General features: G+C 72.0%; 16 protein-coding genes. 13 read left to right on the top strand and 3 right to left on the bottom strand.

Annotated elements, in window-relative coordinates; translation table 11 throughout:
- Nucleotides 1–14 precede the first annotated feature (14 nt).
- From FHR37_RS11735 to FHR37_RS11710, 6 genes are all read left to right on the top strand, one after another.
- Nucleotides 15–1,091, top strand: a complete 1,077-nt coding sequence (locus FHR37_RS11735; protein ID WP_092882712.1) for a J domain-containing protein — start codon at nt 15–17, stop codon at nt 1,089–1,091.
- Nucleotides 1,092–1,093: 2 nt separating this feature from the next.
- A complete protein-coding gene (locus FHR37_RS11730; protein ID WP_092882713.1) occupies nt 1,094–1,678 on the top strand; it encodes a nucleotide exchange factor GrpE in 585 nt (194 codons plus the stop codon).
- 103 nt (nt 1,679–1,781) lie between these two features.
- Nucleotides 1,782–3,767 (top strand): threonine--tRNA ligase, encoded by a 1,986-nt coding sequence (gene thrS, locus FHR37_RS11725; RefSeq protein ID WP_092882714.1) that lies wholly within the window; start codon nt 1,782–1,784, stop codon nt 3,765–3,767.
- A 21-nt stretch (nt 3,768–3,788) separates the two neighbouring features.
- Nucleotides 3,789–4,676 (top strand): carbohydrate kinase family protein, encoded by an 888-nt coding sequence (locus FHR37_RS11720; protein WP_092882715.1) that lies wholly within the window; start codon nt 3,789–3,791, stop codon nt 4,674–4,676.
- Between the two features lie 123 nt (nt 4,677–4,799).
- Nucleotides 4,800–6,206, top strand: coding sequence for a Si-specific NAD(P)(+) transhydrogenase (gene sthA / locus FHR37_RS11715; protein WP_092882716.1), 1,407 nt, complete (start codon nt 4,800–4,802; stop codon nt 6,204–6,206).
- A 155-nt stretch (nt 6,207–6,361) separates the two neighbouring features.
- Complete coding sequence (locus FHR37_RS11710) at nt 6,362–6,853, top strand: HIT family protein (RefSeq protein WP_238345166.1); 492 nt, start codon at nt 6,362–6,364, stop codon at nt 6,851–6,853.
- Between the two features lie 93 nt (nt 6,854–6,946).
- Here the strand turns inward: FHR37_RS11710 and FHR37_RS11705 are convergent, their stop codons facing one another.
- The 3 genes from FHR37_RS11705 to FHR37_RS11695 all read right to left on the bottom strand — a co-directional run bounded on the left by FHR37_RS11705 (nt 6,947) and on the right by FHR37_RS11695 (nt 10,813).
- Nucleotides 6,947–7,342, bottom strand: coding sequence for a cupin domain-containing protein (locus FHR37_RS11705; RefSeq protein WP_092882718.1), 396 nt, complete (start codon nt 7,340–7,342; stop codon nt 6,947–6,949).
- Between the two features lie 131 nt (nt 7,343–7,473).
- A complete protein-coding gene (locus FHR37_RS11700) occupies nt 7,474–8,448 on the bottom strand; it encodes an acetylxylan esterase (RefSeq protein WP_092882719.1) in 975 nt (324 codons plus the stop codon).
- Nucleotides 8,449–8,647: 199 nt separating this feature from the next.
- Complete coding sequence (locus tag FHR37_RS11695; RefSeq protein ID WP_092882720.1) at nt 8,648–10,813, bottom strand: elongation factor G-like protein EF-G2; 2,166 nt, start codon at nt 10,811–10,813, stop codon at nt 8,648–8,650.
- Between the two features lie 234 nt (nt 10,814–11,047).
- On the opposite strand from FHR37_RS11695, the gene pgsA reads away from it, so the two are divergent.
- From pgsA to FHR37_RS11660, 7 genes are all read left to right on the top strand, one after another.
- Nucleotides 11,048–11,788, top strand: a complete 741-nt coding sequence (gene pgsA, locus FHR37_RS11690) for a phosphatidylinositol phosphate synthase (protein WP_092882721.1) — start codon at nt 11,048–11,050, stop codon at nt 11,786–11,788.
- Entirely contained in the window at nt 11,785–12,834 is a 1,050-nt protein-coding gene (locus FHR37_RS11685; protein WP_237768698.1) for a phosphatidylinositol mannoside acyltransferase, read from the top strand. The genes pgsA and FHR37_RS11685 overlap by 4 nt, the downstream gene beginning before the upstream one ends.
- A complete protein-coding gene (locus tag FHR37_RS11680; RefSeq protein ID WP_092882722.1) occupies nt 12,834–14,000 on the top strand; it encodes a glycosyltransferase family 4 protein in 1,167 nt (388 codons plus the stop codon). The genes FHR37_RS11685 and FHR37_RS11680 overlap by 1 nt, the downstream gene beginning before the upstream one ends.
- A gap of 7 nt (nt 14,001–14,007) precedes the next feature.
- Complete coding sequence (locus tag FHR37_RS11675; protein WP_092882870.1) at nt 14,008–14,541, top strand: LemA family protein; 534 nt, start codon at nt 14,008–14,010, stop codon at nt 14,539–14,541.
- A gap of 81 nt (nt 14,542–14,622) precedes the next feature.
- The gene (gene pdxS / locus FHR37_RS11670) at nt 14,623–15,558 is read left to right on the top strand and encodes a pyridoxal 5'-phosphate synthase lyase subunit PdxS (protein ID WP_092882723.1); all 936 of its coding nucleotides are present in this window, start codon (nt 14,623–14,625) and stop codon (nt 15,556–15,558) included.
- A 243-nt stretch (nt 15,559–15,801) separates the two neighbouring features.
- On the top strand, nt 15,802–16,416 hold the full coding sequence (gene pdxT, locus FHR37_RS11665) for a pyridoxal 5'-phosphate synthase glutaminase subunit PdxT (protein ID WP_092882724.1): 615 nt from the start codon (nt 15,802–15,804) through the stop codon (nt 16,414–16,416).
- A gap of 6 nt (nt 16,417–16,422) precedes the next feature.
- Nucleotides 16,423–17,184: a YebC/PmpR family DNA-binding transcriptional regulator gene (locus FHR37_RS11660; protein ID WP_092882725.1), complete on the top strand. Its 762-nt coding sequence runs from the start codon at nt 16,423–16,425 to the stop codon at nt 17,182–17,184.
- Nucleotides 17,185–17,216: the final 32 nt, after the last annotated feature.

The raw sequence follows: 17,216 nt of genomic DNA, 5'->3' as shown, positions 1-17,216 counted from the left end.
AGACGACTGAGACCATGCCCGTCGACTACTACGAGATCCTCGAGGTCGCGCCGAGCGCCGGCGCCGAGCAGATCCGGGCGGCGATCACCGCGCAGCGCCGGGTCTGGGTGCGCCGCCAGTCCAGCCCGGACCCCGAGCGCCGGGCCTACGCCGAGCAGCGGGTGCGTGACGTCGACGCGGCGGAGAAGGCGCTGCTGGACCCGGCGGCACGTTCGGCGTACGACGAGAAACTCGCCCGGGCCCGGCAGGCCGCGGCGACCGCGGGCGGCGCGACCGGCCCCGGCGGCGGCGTTCGCGACCGGGTGCCCGCGCCGGCCCCCGCACCGGGCGGGCCGAGGGGGTCGAGTGGCTCCGGCTCCGGCGGGACCGGCTCCGGCGGCCAGGGCTCGTCCGGTCACCGCCGCGATCCCGACCTGCACGACCACCTGCGCCGGGGCGACCGCTACCTCGAGCAGGGCAGGTGGCGCCTCGCCCAGGCCGAGTACGACTACGTCCGTGAACGCGAGCCCGGCAATCTCCGCGCGCTCACCGGCCTGGGTGCCGCCCAGGTCGGTGCCGGCAAGGTGAAGGAGGGGCTGGCGGTCCTGCAGCGCGCGGCCGAGGCCAACCCCGAGGCGGAGGACGTCAAGGTCGCGCTGGCCACCGCGCTGTACGAGGTGGCCGTCACCAGCGTCGACCACTGGGGCGACGGCCGGGGAACCGACCGGCCGGTCATCACCTCCCGGCGGCAGTACACCCTGGTCCGCCGGCACCTGCGCCGCATCCGCAAGCTCGGCCTGACCGACTGGAACGTGACGATGTACGCCGAGGAGCTGAAGGACCTGCTCGCCGAGGCCCGCGCCCCGGTGTGGGTGCGCAGCCGCTCGCTGCGGCTGTACCTCGTCCCGCTGGCCGGCGCGATCCTGTTCGTCGCCCTCGCCCACGTGCAGAGCCTGCGGGTGGTGGGCGCGTGCTGGATCGTGCTGATTCTCGTGCTGTACGTCTTCCGCCACCGGCAGCCGGCCTGGAAGCAGCACCGGCGCGGATACGGCCGCGGCCGGGGCGGCGGCCGCGGGCCCACCTACGGCGGAACCTTCCGGAAGGGAATCTAGGCATGTCCGAACGAACCTCGCAGCCGGTGAGGCAACCGGCCGAGCAGCCTGACGGGGGGCCGGCCGCGCAGCACCTGGCCGGGTCGCCGGAGGTGGCCGAGCTGGCGAAGGAGGTGGCCGCGCTGCGCGACCTGTTCCAGCGCCGCCTGCTGGAGGACCAGGCCCGGCAGCGGATGTACGACGAGCTGTACCGCCAGCTGGAGTTCGCCCGGCAGGGCCTGGTCGAGGAGTTCGTGGCGCCGCTGGCCCGGGAGATCCTGCTCGTCGTGGACCGGATCGACGCGCTCACCGGCCAGGTGGCCCGTGACGGGAACGCGAACGATGCCGCGGACGACGCCGGAAACCTCGGCTCGGTGCGCGCGGAGCTGCTGGAGATCCTGCACCGGCGCGGCCTGCGCGAGGTCGACGCGACAGGTCAGGAGTTCGACCCCCGGGTGCACGAGGCGGTGGCCCGGGTTCCGGTCGAGCCCGGCGACCAGGTGGGCCGGGTGGTGGAAGTGCGCCGGCCCGGCTACGCGCTGGCCGACCGGCTGCTGCGCCCCGCCCAGGTCGGGGTCGGCTACCGGCCGGCCGGTGCGCGGTCCTGACAGGCGCGTGCGGCGGCTCCGGGACACCCGGGGGCACCGCATAGGATCGCCGGGTAGTCCACTCAGTCCACTCGCTGTCCCCGTACCCCCGGAGGAGCCCGAAGTGTCCGAGATCACCGTCACCGTCGTCCGTTCCGGCGAGCACGCCGAGGCCGAGGTGACGACGGGCACGACGGCCGGTGCGGCGCTCGGCGTCCAACCGGGCGACCGCTCCGTCGTGGCCGCCCGGGTCAACGGCGAGCTGCGCGACCTCGCCTGGCCGCTGTCGGCCGGCGACGAGGTGGAGCCGGTGGCGATCGACAGCACCGACGGCCGGGCGATCCTGCGGCACTCCACCGCGCACGTGCTGGCCCAGGCGGTGCAGGAGCTCTTCCCCGAGGCGAAGCTCGGCATCGGCCCGCCGGTGGAGAACGGCTTCTACTACGACTTCGACGTCGCCGAGCCGTTCCATCCCGACGACTTCAAGCGCATCGAGAAGCGCATGCAGGAGATCGTCAAGGAGGGGCAGGCGTTCTCCCGGCGGGTGGTCGGCGACGACGACGCCCGCACCGAGCTGGCCGGCGAGCCGTACAAGCTGGAACTCATCGGTCTCAAGGGCGGTGCCGGCGCGGCCGCGGAGGGCGCCGGCGTCGAGGTGGGCGGCGGCGAGCTGACCATCTACGACAACCTGCGCCGCGACGGCGAGCTGGCCTGGAAGGACCTGTGCCGCGGACCGCACCTGCCCACCACCCGCACCATCCCGGCGTTCAAGCTGATGCGGGTGGCGGCGGCGTACTGGCGGGGCAGTGAGAAGAACCCCCAGCTGCAGCGCATCTACGGCACCGCCTGGGAGTCCCGCGACGCGCTCAAGGCCTACCTCCAGCGGCTGGAGGAGGCCGAGCGGCGCGACCACCGCAAGCTCGGCCGCGAGCTGGACCTCTTCTCCTTCCCCGACGAGCTCGGCTCCGGCCTCGCGGTGTTCCACCCCAAGGGCGGTGTCATCAAGCGGGAGATGGAGGACTACGTCCGCCGGCGCCACCTGGAGGAGGGCTTCCAGTACGTCGGGACGCCGCACCTCACCAAGCAGGGGCTGTTCGAGACCTCCGGGCACCTGCCGTACTACGCCGACACGATGTTCCCGCCCATGGAGCTGGAGGGCGCGAACTACTACGTCAAGGCGATGAACTGCCCGATGCACAATCTGATCTACCGCTCGCGGGGCCGCTCCTACCGCGAGCTGCCGCTGCGGTTCTTCGAGTTCGGCGCGGTCTACCGGTTCGAGAAGTCCGGCGTCGTGCACGGCCTCACCCGGGTGCGCGGCATGACCCAGGACGACTCGCACTCCTACGTCGCGCCCGAGCAGGCGGCCGACGAGATCAAGCACCTGCTCGGCTTCGTGCTCGGGCTGCTCAAGGACTTCGGGCTGGACGACTTCTACCTCGAGCTGTCCACCCGCGACGACTCCGACAAGTTCATCGGCTCCGACGAGCAGTGGGCCGAGGCCACCAAGATCCTCGAGGACACCGCCAAGGAGACCGGCCTGGAGCTGGTGCCCGACCCGGGCGGCGCGGCGTTCTACGGCCCGAAGATCTCGGTGCAGACCCGGGACGCGATCGGGCGCACCTGGCAGATGTCGACCATCCAGTACGACTTCAACCAGCCGGCCGGGTTCGGGCTGGAGTACCAGGCGGCCGACGGGTCGCGACAGCAGCCGGTGATGATCCACTCGGCAAAGTTCGGGTCGATCGAACGGTTCCTCGGCGTCCTGGTCGAGCACTACGCCGGCGCGTTCCCTCCCTGGCTGGCGCCGGTCCAGGTGGTCGGGATCCCGATCACCGACGAGCACGTGCCCTACCTCCGCGACGTCGCCGCGAAGCTCGCCGAGCACGGCATCCGGGTCGAGATCGACACCTCCGACGACCGGATGCAGAAGAAGATCCGCAACGCGCAGAAGCAGAAGGTGCCATACATGCTGCTGGCCGGCGACGACGACGTCGCCAAGGGTGCGGTGTCGTTCCGGTACCGCTCCGGTGAGCAGAAGAACGGCGTGCCGGTCGACGAGGCGGTGGCAGAGATCCTCGAGGCCGTACGCAGCCGCGTCCAGGTCTAGGTCCGTTCCGCGGCGGCGTGCGTGATCGCGGTCGTCGGGCACACCTGCGTCGAGACGACCGTGCCCGACGGCCTGCTGGGCGACGCCGACGCGTTCGGTGAGCACGTCCTGTCCACCTCGGTGTCCGGGGTCGGCGTCAACGTGGCGTCGGCGCTGCACACGCTGGGTCAGGACGTCCGCTTCGCGTCGGTCGTCGGCCAGGACCTGCTCGGTGACGTGTGCGTACGCACGCTCGCCGCCCGCGGGCTGGACCCGACCCATGTCGTACGGGCGACCCCCGCCACCGCGCAGTCGCTGGTGCGGTACGACCCGGACGGCCGGCGCCGCAACCTCGTCGACCTCAAGGACGTCCAGCGCGCGGCGTACCCACCGGAGCTGGTGCCCGGACTGCTCGCGGACGTACGGCTGGCCGTGCTCGGCACCATCGGCTACGCCCGCCCGCTGCTGGCCGAGGCCCGTGAGCGCGGGGTGCCGGTGGCCGCCGATGTCCAGGCGGTGTCCGGCCCGGACGACGCCTACAACCGTGACTGGCTGGCCGGGGCGGACCTGCTGTTCGCCTCCCACGAACGCCTCGACCTCCCACCTGGGGACTTCGTCGCCGCGCAGCACCGTCGGCACGGAACCGCCGTCGTCGTGGTCGGGCTCGGAGCGGACGGCGCGCTGCTCGGTGTCCGCGGCGAACCGCCCGTGCACGTTCCTGCCGTCCGCACGCGGGCCGTGGTCAGCACGGTCGGGGCCGGCGACGCGTTGTTCGCCGCGTTCCTGGACGGGTGGTCCCGCGGACTGGACCCGCGCGCCGCGCTGTCGAGGGCGGCGTACTTCGCCTCCTGGAAGGTCGGCGCGGCCGGGGGAGCGGCCGGGTTCCTGGACCGGGACGGCCTCGATGCCCTGGTCGCGGCCGGGCCCTGAGCGGCCCTGGGTCGCACCGAGCGGGCACTGATCGGGCACTGATCGACACAAGTGCGGAGTCCCGGCAGGATGGACGAGTCGGGCCGTCGCCGGTGCCAGCCAGATCGTGTCAGGAGAGTGCGGATGTACGACTACGACCTGCTCGTCATCGGATCCGGGCCCGGCGGCCAGAAGGCCGCGATCGCCGGTGCCAAGCTCGGCCGCCGCACGGCGGTGGTGGAGAAGCGGCACATGATCGGCGGTGTCTGCATCAACACCGGGACCATTCCGTCCAAGACGCTGCGCGAGGCGATCCTCTACCTCACCGGGCTCAACCAGCGGGAGCTGTACGGCTCGGCGTACCGGCTGAAGGACGACATCACCGTCGCCGACCTGTCCGCGCGTACCCAGCACGTCATCGGCCGCGAGATCGACGTGATCCGCAGCCAGCTCGCCCGCAACCGCGTGCAGATGCTGTTCGGCGTGGGCAGGTTCGTCGACGACCACACCGTCGCGGTCACCGGACCCGACGGCGGCGTACGCACCGTCACCGCCGACCGGATCGTGATCGCGGTCGGCACCCGCCCGGCCCGGCCGTCCTCGGTGGCCTTCGACGGTCGCAGCATCGTCGACTCCGACCAGCTGCTGGAGATGGACCAGATCCCGTCGTCGATGGTGGTGGTCGGCGCCGGGGTGATCGGTATCGAGTACGCCTCGATGTTCGCCGCCCTGGGCAGCAAGGTCACGGTGGTCGAACGCCGCGACCGGATGCTGGACTTCTGCGACCTGGAGATCGTCGAGGCGCTGAAGTACCAGCTGCGCGACCTCGCGGTGACGTTCCGGTTCAACGAGACGGTGGCCCGGGTCGACCACCACGACGGCGCGACGCTCACCGTCCTGGAGAGCGGCAAGCGGATCCCGGCCGACACGGTGATGTACTCCGCGGGCCGGCAGGGCGTCACCGAGGGGCTCGAGGTCGGCAACGCCGGGCTGGAGGCCGACGCCCGCGGCCGGATCAAGGTCGACGAGTTCTACCGCACCGCCGTACCCCACATCTACGCCGTGGGCGACGTGATCGGCTTCCCCGCGCTGGCGGCCACCTCGATGGAGCAGGGCCGGCGGGCCGCCTACCACGCGCTGGAGGAACCCGTCGGTACCGAGATGGGCGAGCTGCAGCCGATCGGCATCTACACGATCCCCGAGATCAGCTACGTCGGCCGCACCGAGGACGAGCTGACCGAGGCGAACGTGCCGTTCGAGGTGGGGATCTCCCGCTACCGCGAGCTGGCCCGCGGCGCCATCCTGGGCGACAGCTACGGCATGCTCAAGCTGCTCGTGCACGCGGAGGAGCGGACGCTGCTCGGCGTGCACGTGTTCGGCACCGGAGCGACCGAGCTGGTGCACATCGGGCAGACCGTGATGGGCTGCGGAGCCACCGTCGACTACCTCGTGGACGCGGTGTTCAACTACCCCACGCTGGCGGAGTCCTACAAGGTCGCGGCGCTGGACGCCATGAACAAGATGCGGGCCGTGCAGCGCTTCCTGACCTGAGCCGGACCGGACTCGGCGACGGGCGAGGCGCGCACCGGCCGGGCGCCGTCCGTAAGATCTGCTGGGTGGACGAGCCGGAGCACCAGCACCAGCCGGATCAGCCCGACCAGCCCGAGCGGCAGGAAGGCGTCGGCACCCCCGACGCGTTCGAGCGGCTGTGGACGCCGCACCGGATGGCCTACATCCTCGGCGAGAACAAGCCGCGCGGCGACGGTCCGGGCGACGGATGTCCGTTCTGCGACATCCCGGACCGCTCCGACGAGGACGGGCTGGTGGTCACCCGCGGCAAGGTCGCCTTCGCCGTGCTCAACCTCTACCCCTACAACCCCGGCCACCTGATGGTCTGCCCGTACCGCCACGTCGCCGACTACACCGAGCTCACCGACGAGGAGACCGACGAGGTGGCCCGGCTCACCAAGCAGGCCATGCGTGCGGTGCGGGAGGTGTCGGGCGCGCAGGGGTTCAACATCGGGCTGAACCAGGGCCCGGTCGCCGGCGCCGGAATCGCCGCCCACCTGCACCAGCACATCGTGCCGAGGTGGGCGGGCGACACCAACTTCATGCCGATCGTCGGCGGAACCAGGGTGCTGCCGGTGCTGCTGCGCGAGACCCGGGCGCTGCTGGCGAGGTCCTGGCCGACCGACTGATCCCGTACGACTGATCCCGTACGACTGATCCCGTACGACTGATCCCGTACGACTGATCTCGTACGACCGACTCGTACGACCGGCCCGGCGGGCTCAGGTACCCAGCTCGTGCCCGACGGTGGCGTCCACGTGGCCGGGCACCTCGTCGTGCCGGTCGCCCACGCTGGAGGTCCCGGTGGGCTCGAGGAGCAGGACCGACGCACCCGACGGCGCGGACGGCTTGTGCTCGGTGCCCCGCGGAACGGTGAAGACCGATCCGGGCCGCAGGACCACGGTCCGCTCGCCGGCGGGTTCCCGAAGAGCGATGTGTAACTCCCCGTCGAGGACCAGGAAGAACTCGTCGGTGTCGTCGTGGACGTGCCAGACGTGGTCGCCTTCGGCCTTGGCGACCCGGACGTCGTAGTCGTTGACCCGGGTGACGATGCGCGGGCTCCACCGCGCGTCGAAGGATGCCAGCGCTTCGTTCAGCGCGATCGGTTCGTTGGTCATGCACCTACTGTGCCTGGTCACGGAGACGGGAACCCAGGAAAGATTCGGGCCGGGGCCGAGCCGTCGGGTGCGGTCGGCACCCCACGTCGCTCGCGCCCCGGCCCGAGCCGGATTTCGGTGAAGCCGGGGTCCTACAGCTGCGCCAGGAAGGTGTAGATCGCGTCGCCGTTGCCGGGCAGGCCCTCGTGGCCGTAGTCGGGGTACATCCGCAGCGACTTCGGGCTGGTGATCTTGTTGTACGCCGCGAACTGCGTGGACGGCGGGCACACCTGGTCACCGAGCCCCACACCCATCAGGACCTCCGCCCGGATCCTCGGCGCGAGGTGCTGGACGTCGACGTACCCGAGGGTGGTGAAGACCTCGTCCTCGCGCTCGTGCAGCGGGTCGAAGCGGCGGAACCACTCCTGCAGTTCGGCGTAGGCGTTCTTGGCCAGGTCGAGGTCCCACACCCGCCGGTAGTCGGTCAGGAACGGGAACGTCGGCGCGGCCCGCCTGATCCTGGGCTCCAGAGCCGCGCAGGCGAGGGTCAGCCCGCCGCCCTGGCTGCCGCCGGTGGCGCCGACGCGGTTCTCGTCCACGTCGTCCATGCCCATCACGATCCGGGCCAGCAGGGCGGTGTCGAGGTAGACGTGGCGGTAGTAGAGCTTCTCGGGGGCCTGTGCCAGGCCGTCGTCGAGCCCGCGGACGATGTGCCCGCGCAGGGTCCAGCCCGTCACCCCGCCGACGTCCTCCGACAGCCCGCCCTGGCCGCGGCAGTCCAGCGCGGCGACGGTGTATCCCATCGCCACGTGGCCGAGCAGCTCCGACCAGTCGGCCGAGCGGCCGGAGTAGCCGTGGAAGTGGACCACGCCGGGGTGCTGCTCGGCGGCATTGCGGGGGCGCAGCAGCTTGGCGTGCACCCGGGCGCCGCCGGTGCCCTGGAACCACAGGTGGAAACACTCGGCGAACGCCGTCTGGAAGTCGGCCGGCTCCAGCTCGACCTTCGGGTCGAGGGCGTCCAGCTCTGCCAGCGCGGCGTCCCAGTACTCGTCGAAGTCCGCGGGCCGGGGGTTGGTGCCGGTGTACGTCGCGAGCTGTTCCCTCGGCATGTCGAACGTCAGGGGCATGGACGGTCCTTCCTGAGGCAGCGTGGTGCTGGGATGCGGTCGAGCGTAGTGACGCATCGGCCCACGCCGGGGCGCACCTTCCAGCACTGGCCACGGGGCGGCCGCCGGAACGAGGCGCGTTTACCCTCGCCCCGGCGGATCGCCGCCCGGCCCACCGCCTGGATCGCGCCCGGATCACCGTCCGGATCAGCTCGCCCGGTCAGCCGTCGGCGGCCTGCTCCTTCGCGAGCTTGCTCGCCAGCTGTGCCGGCATCGGCTCGTACCGTACGAACTCCCGGGTGAAGGTGCCGTTACCGTGCGCCATCGACCGCAGGTCGACGGCGTACCTCGTGATCTCGATCTGCGGCACCTCCGCCTTCACCAGCGTCCGGCCCTGCCCGACGGGCTCGGTGCCGAGCACCCGGCCCCGCCGCCCGGACAGGTCGCCCATCACGGTGCCCACGAAGTCGTCGTCGACCAGCACCGACACCAGGTCGACGGGTTCGAGGAGGCAGACCTGGCCGTCCGGGGCGGCCTCGCGCAGGGCCAGCGACCCCGCGGTCTGGAAGGCCATGTCGGAGGAGTCGACGCTGTGCGCCTTCCCGTCCACCAGAGTCACCCGGATGTCGACGACGGGGTAGCCGGCGTTGATCCCGCGTTCCATCTGCGCGCGTACGCCCTTCTCCACGCTCGGGATGAACTGCCGGGGGACCGAGCCGCCGACCACCTTGTCCACGAACTCCAGGCCCGAGCCCTGGGGGAGCGGCTCGACCTGGATCTCACAGACGGCGTACTGGCCGTGGCCGCCGCTCTGCTTGACGTGCCGCCCCCGCCCGGTCGCCTTGCGGCCGAAGGTCTCCCGCAGCGGCACCCGCAACGGAACCTGGTCCACCGACACGCCGTACCGGTTGGCGAGCCGGTCGAGGACGACGTCGGCGTGCGCCTCGCCCATGCACCACAGCACCAGCTGGTGGGTCTCGGCGTTGTGCTCGATCCGCAGCGTCGGATCCTCCGCGCCCAGCCGGGCCAGCCCGAGCGACAGCTTGTCCTCGTCGGCCTTGGCGTGTGCGGTGACCGCGATCGGGAGCAGCGGCTCGGGCATCGACCAGGGCCGCATCAGCAGCGGGTGTTCCCTGGCCGAGAGGGTGTCGCCGGTCTCGGCACGGGACAGCTTGCCGATGGCCGCGATGTCCCCGGCCACACAGTGGTTCAGCGGGCGTTGCTGCTTGCCCAGCGGCGACGACAGCGAACCGACCCGCTCGTCCTCGTCGTGGTCCTCGTGGCCGCGTTCCTCGCCGTAGAACGCCGAGGAGTGCCCCGACACGTGCAGCACGGTGTCCGGCCGTACGGTTCCGGAGAAGACCCGCACCAGGCTGATCCGGCCGACGTAGGGGTCGGAGGAGGTCTTCACCACCTCGGCGAGCAGCGGTCCGTCGGGGTCGCAGGGCAGCCGGCCCTCCGACTTGCCCACCGGGGTGTAGACCTCGGGCTGGGGGTGTTCGAGCGGGGAGGGGAACGCGCTGGTCATCACCTCCAGAAGCTCGGTCATGCCCACGCCGGTGGTCGCGCACGCCGGCAGGGCCGGGAAGAACGACGCCTGCGCGACCGCCTTCTCCAGGTCGTCCACCAGGACCTTCGCGTCGATCTGCTCACCGCTGAGGTAGCGGTCCATCAAGGACTCGTCCTCGGACTCCTCGATGACGCCCTCGATCAGCGTGCCCCTCGCCTCCGCCGTCGCGTCGGCGTACTCCTGCGGTGCGGTGCCCTCGGTGCGGGCGCCCGAGGAGTAGTCGAACAGCTTCTCCGACAACAACCCGACCAGCCCGGTCACCTCGCCCTGGCCGTCGACCGGGAGGTACAGCGGCAGCACCTTCTCCCCGAAGGCCGCCCGCGCCTGCGCCAGCACGCCCGCGTAGTCGGCCCGGTGGTGGTCGAGCTTGGTGATCACCACCGCCCGCGGCATGCGAACCGAGGCGCACTCCTGCCACAGCGCCTGGGTCGGGCCGTCGACCCCCTCGCTCGCGGCGATCACGAACAACGCGCAGTCGGCGGCGCGCAGTCCGGCCCGCAACTCGCCCACGAAGTCGGCGTACCCGGGAGTGTCCAGCAGATTGATCTTGATGCCGTCGTGCACGACCGGCGCCAGGGACAGGCCGACCGACCGCTGCTGGCGATGCTCCACCTCGTCGAAGTCGCTGACGGTCGCGCCGTCCTCCACCCGGCCGGGGCGGGGGATCGCTCCCGTGGCCGCCAGCAGGGCCTCGACCAGGGTCGTCTTGCCGGAGCCGGACGGGCCGACCAGCACGATGTTGCGGATCGCATCGGGCCGGTCGGCCGTCGGTGCCTGACCGGCGGCTCCACCGGGGTTGCCTTGTTTGTCCGCCATGGCGACGCCTCCTTGCGCGCGCGTTGCGTGGATCCTGCGTGGATACAGCCGGACGCGCCCGGACGGCTGCCGTCCGTGACGGCGCCCTGACATGTGGTTTTCCACCTTTCACCCGGCCCGGCCAGCGCACAAGCCCCACGCGCTGAGTAGCATCGGCGCGTCTCGCGAACCCCGACGGAACGCTGGCGACGCGCAGACGGACGACCAGGTCACCGAGCGAGCGGGCTGCCCCACATGTTGCGAAGGTTCCACCAGTTCTGGCTACGGCTGCTGACCCCGGTCGCGCGGTTCTTCCTGCGTGTCGGCATCGGCCCGGACATCGTCACGGTGGTCGGCACCGCCGGGCTGTGCGTCGGCGCGCTCGCCTTCTACCCCCGCGGAGTGCTCTTCTGGGGGACGGTGTTCATCACCTTCTTCGTGTTCTCCGACATGATCGACGGGCTGATGGCCCGGATGTCGCAGCGGTCGTCGAAGTGGGGCGCGTTCCTCGACTCCACTCTGGACCGGATCGGCGACGCCGCGGTGTTCGGCGGCCTGACGCTGTGGTTCGCCGGCGGCGGCGACGCGTTCTGGCTCGCCTGCGTGGCGCTCTACTGCCTGGTGATGGGCAACGTCACGTCGTACGCCAAGGCCAGGGCGGAGAGCCTGGGGATGACCGCCAACGTCGGCATCGCCGAACGCGCCGACCGGTTGGTCGCCGTCCTGGTGGCCACCGGACTGGCCGGGCTCGGAGTGCCGTTCCTGCTGCCGGCCGTCCTGTGCCTGCTGGCGGTCGCGAGCACGGTGACCGTCGTACAGCGGATTCTCGCGGTGCGGGCGCAGGCGGCGGCGAACGAGGGTGGATCAGGCCCGGGTCGGAGCCCGGGCGGTGCCGCGACGGGCAGGGCCGCCAACCGGGCGGGCGCCGAGCGGCCGGGGGCCGGCCCGAGCGCCGGCCCGAGCACCGGCCCGGGTGCGGAGAGGGAGGCCCGGTGATCGCAGCCGGCCGGCCCGCCGCCGAGGAGCCGGGTCGAGACCGTCCGCACACCGACAGCCACCCCACCGAGCAGAGCCCCCCAGATCACAGCTCCACAGATCACCGGCACACCGAGCGCCTCACGCTTCCGGTTCGCCTGAAGTACGCCGCCAGCTACCGCGCCTACGCCGTCGGCTGGAAGGTCCTGCGCCTGCTGCCCGCCCCCGCCGCGTACGGCCTGCTGCGCCTCGGCGCCGACCTCGTCTGGCGGCGCCGGCTCAAGGGCGTGCGGCGGCTGGAGCGTAACCTCGCCCGCGTCCGCCCCGACGCCACCCCGGAGGAGCTCCGGCGGCTGTCCCGGGCCGGGATGCGGTCGTACTTCCGCTACTGGTGTGAGGCGTTCCGGCTGCCCGACCTCGGCCCGGACGACATCAAGGGCGCCGTCGTCACCCACGGCGAGGACGCGTTCTGGGCGGCGATCCGGTCCGGCAAGGGCGTGGTGGCGCCGCTGCCGCACATGGGCAACTGGGACTTCGCGGGCGCGTGGGCCGCCGCCAACGGCGCGCCGGTGACCACGGTCGCCGAGCGCGTCCGCCCCGAACGCCTGTACGACCGGTTCGTCGCCTACCGCGCCGCGCTCGGCATGCAGGTGCTCGCCGCCACCGGCGGCCCGGACCCGATGCGGGTGCTCGCCGACCGGCTGCGGGAGGGCGGCCTGGTCTGCCTGGTCGCCGACCGCGACCTGTCCGCCCGGGGCGTCGAGGTCGACTTCTTCGGCGAGCGCACCCGGATGCCCGCCGGACCCGCCGCGCTGGCGCTACGGACCGGCGCCACCCTGCTGCCGGTCACGCTGTGGTACGACGGACCCACCATGCACGTGCGCTTCCACCCGGCGGTCGCCAAGCCGCCCGGCTCGCGGCAGGCCATCCGCGACCTCACCCAGCAGGTCGCCGACGCCTTCGCCGCCGGGATCGCCGAGCATCCGCAGGACTGGCACATGCTGCAGCGGCTGTGGATCTCCGACCTCGAACCCGCCCGCCGCGCGGACCTCGACCGGAGGCGCTGATGCGGGTCGGCATCGTCTGCCCGTACTCGCTGGACGCGCCCGGCGGGGTGCAGAACCACGTCCGCGACCTGGCCGAGGTCCTCCTCGCCGAGGGACACGCCGTGTCCGTGCTCGCGCCCGCCGACGACGACACGCCGGTGCCGCCGTACGTCGTGCCCGCGGGACGTGCCGTCCCGGTGCCGTACAACGGCTCGGTTGCCCGGCTGGCGTTCGGCCCGGTGTCGGCGGCCAGGGTGCGCCGCTGGATCCGCGACGGGCAGTTCGACGTGCTGCACATCCACGAGCCGGCCACCCCGTCGCTGTCGCTGCTCGCGCTGTGGGCGGCTGTCGGCCCGATCGTGGGCACGTTCCACACCGCCATGCCGCGCTCGCGGATGATGAGCGTCGCCTCGTCCGTCCTGCGCCCGGCGCTGGAGAAGATCTCCGCCCGGATCGCGGTGAGCGAGCCGGCCCGGGACACCCTCGTGCAGCACCTTGGTGGGGAACCTGTGGTGATCCCGAACGGCCTGTTCGTGGACCGGTTCGCCCGTGCGCGACCCCGGCCGGAGTGGCAGGGCGAGGACGGCACGATGTGCTTCCTGGGCCGCCTGGACGAGCCGCGCAAGGGCCTTGCCGTGCTGCTGCGGGCGTTCCCCGCGATCTGGCGGGCCCGGCCCAGCGTACGCCTGCTGGTCGCGGGTCCCGGCGACGTCGAGGAGGTCCGCTCCGGGCTGCCCGCCGAGTGCCGGGACGCGGTGACGTTCCTCGGCAAGATCGACGACGAGGGCAAGGCCGACATGTTCGCCAGCTCGCAGGTGTACGTCGCGCCGCAGACCGGCGGCGAGTCGTTCGGCATCGTGCTGGTGGAGGCGATGGCGGCCGGCGCACCGGTGCTCGCCAGCGACCTCGACGCGTTCCGGCTGGTGGTGGACGGCGGCCGGCTCGGCCGGCTGTTCGGGGTCGGCGACAGCGACGACCTCGCCACCGGTGCGCTGGAACTGCTCGGGGACGCGGCCCTGCGGGACCGGCTGCGCGAGGCGGCCCGGGTCGCCGTGCGCCGCTACGACTGGAGCGCCGTCGCCAAGGAGATCCTCTCGGTGTACGAGATGGTGGCCGCGGGCTATCCCGGCGTCGGCGAGGCCGACGACCGGAGTGGCGGCGTCCGGCCGGGCGGGAAGGTCCGGTGAGGGTCCGGTGAACTGGCTGCTGCTCGTCCTCGCGGTCCTCGCGGTGGCCGGGGTCTACCTGTCCTGGACCGCGGGCCGGATCGACCGGCTGCACGCCCGGCTCGACGCCGCCGGGGCGGTCCTGGAGGCCCAGCTGTTCCGCCGGGCGGCGATCGCGCTGGAGGTCGCGACGTCCGGCATGCTCGACCCGGCCACCTCGCTGCTGGTGATCGACGCCGCCCAGCGCTCCAGCGCCGCCGACGACGAGGAGGAACGCGAGGTCGCGGGCTCGGACCTGTCCAAGGCACTGGCGGTGGTGTTCCCCGACGTGGAGACCAGTCAGGAGATCGCCGCCGAGCCCGGCGCCGCCGAACTGCTCGCCGAACTCGGCGCCGCCTGCCGCCGGGTGGAGATGGCCCGGAGGTTCCACAACGACACCGTGGCCACCACCCGCGCCCTGCGCGGACGCCGGCTGGTGCGGTGGTTCCGGCTGGCCGGGCACGCGCGGATGCCGGCCACGGTGGAGATGGACGTCACCCCGCCGGCCGGTCTCGCACCCTGATCACCCGCCACGCGGCGGAGCGTCACGCGCGGTCGCCTACCATGGATGTGCCGTTCCGTGCCCATTCTCGCGAGGTAGACAGTGACCGAACCCCAGTCCACACCCACCGACGCCACCAGCCGGCCCACCACCGCTCCCGTCACCGGGACCGCCAAGGTCAAGCGCGGCATGGCGGAGATGCTCAAGGGCGGGGTGATCATGGATGTGGTCACGCCCGAACAGGCGAAGATCGCCGAGGACGCCGGCGCCGTCGCGGTGATGGCGCTCGAGCGGGTCCCCGCCGACATCCGGGTGCAGGGCGGCGTGGCCCGGATGAGCGACCCCGACATGATCGACGGCATCATCGGCGCGGTCTCCATCCCGGTGATGGCCAAGGCCCGCATCGGCCACTTCGCCGAGGCCCAGGTCCTGCAGGCGATCGGCGTCGACTACGTCGACGAGTCCGAGGTCCTCACCCCGGCCGACGAGGCGCATCACATCGACAAGTGGGCGTTCACCGTCCCGTTCGTGTGCGGCGCCACCAACCTCGGCGAGGCGCTGCGCCGCCTGTCCGAGGGCGCGGCGATGATCCGTTCCAAGGGCGAGGCCGGCACCGGCAACGTCGTGGAGGCCACCCGCCACATGCGGTCCATCCGCGCCGAGATCCGCCGCCTCGCCACCCTCGACGAGGAGGAGCTGTTCGTCGCCGCCAAGGAGCTGCGCGCGCCGTACGACCTGGTGCAGGAGGTGGCCCGAGCCGGCAAGCTGCCGGTCGTGCTGTTCACCGCCGGCGGCATCGCCACCCCGGCCGACGCGGCGATGATGATGCAGCTCGGAGCCGAGGGCGTCTTCGTCGGCTCGGGCATCTTCAAGTCCGGCGACCCGGCCAAGCGGGCCGAGGCGATCGTGAAGGCGACCACCTTCCACGACGACCCCGACGTGGTGGCGAAGGTGTCCCGTGGCCTCGGCGAGGCGATGGTCGGCCTGAACGTCCGCGACCTTCCCGAGAGCGAGCGGCTCGCGACCCGCGGTTGGTGACCAGGCAGACGGGTGAGGGGCGTCGGCGCCGACCGGCGCCCTTCCGTTTCCGTACAGCCTGACGAGGGTTGGTACGGGTTGGTACGCCCCGGCACGACTCGAGCAGGTTGGGCGGCGCTCGTAGACTGGGACTTTGCCCGGAACGTTGCCTAGGACCTCGTCCGGAAAACTCCGACCGGACCTGTGCCCGAAACCGTGCCCGGACGTGTGTCCTGACTGTGCCCCTAGCGCGCAAGGAACCCAGTGAGCGAACCCACCATCGGCATTCTCGCCCTGCAGGGCGACGTCCGCGAACACCACCGGATGCTGGCGGAGTCCGGCGCGAAGCCGGTGAACGTCCGCCGGCCCGAGGAACTCCTCGCCGTCGACGCCCTGGTCCTCCCGGGCGGTGAGTCGACCACGATGTTCAAGCTGGCGGCGGCGTTCGACCTGCTCGAGCCGCTGCGCAAGCGGGTGGCCGGGGGGATGCCGGCCTTCGGCACCTGCGCGGGCATGATCATGCTGGCCGACCGGATCCAGGACGGCATCGAGGGCCAGCAGACCGTCGGCGGGATCGACGTGACCGTACGCCGCAACGCGTTCGGCCGTCAGGTCGACTCGTTCGAGGCCGACGTGCCGCTGGACGCCATCGACCCCAGCCCGCAGCCGCAGCCGTACCACGCGGTGTTCATAAGGGCACCGTGGGTGGAGTCGGTCGGTGAGGGTGCGGAGGTGATCGCCCGCGTCGCGTCCGGCCCGGCCGCCGGTAGGATCGTCGCGGTCCGCCAGGGTCGCCTGCTCGCCACGGCGTTTCATCCCGAGCTTGCCGGTGACGCGCGCATCCACCGTTTCTTCGTCGAACTCGTGAAGGAGGCGTAGCCCGCCATGTCCGGCCACTCCAAGTGGGCGACCACGAAACACAAGAAGGCCGTCGTCGACGCCAAGCGCGGCAAGCTCTTCGCGAAGCTGATCAAGAACATCGAGGTCGCCGCGCGGGTGGGCGGGGGAGATGTGGCCGGCAACCCGACGCTCTACGACGCCATCCAGAAGGCGAAGAAGTCCTCGGTCCCCAACGACAACATCGATCGCGCGATGAAGCGCGGCGCGGGCCTGGAGGCCGGCGGCGCCGACTACCAGACGATCATGTACGAGGGCTACGGACCGGCCGGGGTCGCGATCCTGATCGAGTGCCTCACCGACAACCGCAACCGCGCCGCCGGTGACGTCCGCACCGCCACCACCCGCAACGGCGGCACGATGGCCGACGCGGGCAGCGTGTCGTACATGTTCAGCCGGCGTGGCGTCGTGGTCGTCCCCCGCGAGCAGGAGGGTCGCGAGCTCGGCGAGGACGACGTGCTCGGCGCCGTGCTCGACGCGGGTGCGGAGGAGGTCAACAACCTCGGCGAGGCGTTCGAGGTGATCTCCGAGCCGACCGACCTGGTGGCCGTGCGGACCGCGCTGCAGGACGCCGGGATCGACTACGAGTCCGCCGAGGCGAGCTTCGTGCCGAGTGTCACCGTGCCGCTGGACGAGGAGACCGCGCCGAAGATCTTCCGGCTGGTCGAGGCGCTGGAGGACCTCGACGACGTGCAGAACGTCTACGCCAACTTCGACGTCTCCGACGAGATCATGGAAAAGGTCGGCTAGCACTTCCCGGAGCGTCCACCGCCGCCCCACCC

Source organism: Actinopolymorpha cephalotaxi (genome assembly GCF_013408535.1).
In the GTDB taxonomy this organism is placed as follows: Bacteria; Actinomycetota; Actinomycetes; order Propionibacteriales; family Actinopolymorphaceae; genus Actinopolymorpha; species Actinopolymorpha cephalotaxi.
The sequence above is the reverse complement of the archived record's forward strand: the minus strand, read 5'-3'. Positions and strand labels throughout refer to the sequence as shown.

What these genes read in the sequence shown, in the direction of transcription:
- FHR37_RS11660 (WP_092882725.1), top strand. Translation starts at nt 16,423, where the DNA reads ATGTCCGGCCACTCCAAGTGGGCGACCACGAAACACAAGAAGGCCGTC.
- FHR37_RS11695 (WP_092882720.1), bottom strand. Translation starts at nt 10,813, where the DNA reads ATGGCGGACAAACAAGGCAACCCCGGTGGAGCCGCCGGTCAGGCACCG.
- FHR37_RS11730 (WP_092882713.1), top strand. Translation starts at nt 1,094, where the DNA reads ATGTCCGAACGAACCTCGCAGCCGGTGAGGCAACCGGCCGAGCAGCCT.
- FHR37_RS11705 (WP_092882718.1), bottom strand. Translation starts at nt 7,342, where the DNA reads ATGACCAACGAACCGATCGCGCTGAACGAAGCGCTGGCATCCTTCGAC.
- sthA (WP_092882716.1), top strand. Translation starts at nt 4,800, where the DNA reads ATGTACGACTACGACCTGCTCGTCATCGGATCCGGGCCCGGCGGCCAG.
- FHR37_RS11700 (WP_092882719.1), bottom strand. Translation starts at nt 8,448, where the DNA reads ATGCCCCTGACGTTCGACATGCCGAGGGAACAGCTCGCGACGTACACC.
- FHR37_RS11735 (WP_092882712.1), top strand. Translation starts at nt 15, where the DNA reads ATGCCCGTCGACTACTACGAGATCCTCGAGGTCGCGCCGAGCGCCGGC.
- FHR37_RS11680 (WP_092882722.1), top strand. Translation starts at nt 12,834, where the DNA reads ATGCGGGTCGGCATCGTCTGCCCGTACTCGCTGGACGCGCCCGGCGGG.
- pgsA (WP_092882721.1), top strand. Translation starts at nt 11,048, where the DNA reads ATGTTGCGAAGGTTCCACCAGTTCTGGCTACGGCTGCTGACCCCGGTC.